The organism is Stenotrophomonas sp. SrG (genome assembly GCF_050031795.1).
In the GTDB taxonomy this organism is placed as follows: domain Bacteria; phylum Pseudomonadota; class Gammaproteobacteria; order Xanthomonadales; family Xanthomonadaceae; genus Stenotrophomonas; species Stenotrophomonas rhizophila_A.
Window position 1 is genome coordinate 1 of record NZ_JBNBBE010000875.1, and the last position, 244, is coordinate 244.

The window sequence follows — 244 nt, forward strand, 5'->3', positions numbered from 1 at the left end:
TGCGATGACACCGGCGCGGTCGGCCAGCAGCCGGTAGATGTCCAGCGTGCCGCCGACGGGAACCTCGCCGGCCAGCTGCCCCCGCTTGACCAGCACCCGCGCGACGGCGCGATCGTCAGCCGCCGGAACATCGAGGGTGGCCTTGATGAGGAGCGACACGCGCTGCGGGACGAGCATGAGATGGGGCAGAAGCATCTGGATCTTCGTCAGAGCGGGCGCAGTCTCGTCGATCACTTGGGAGGCG

The 244-nt window shown here is 68.9% G+C and carries 1 protein-coding gene; it reads right to left on the reverse strand.

The window, feature by feature from the left end:
• A partial coding sequence (locus tag ACQG3P_RS22010) for a hypothetical protein (protein WP_426806236.1) occupies window positions 1–244 on the reverse strand: 244 nt, incomplete at both ends.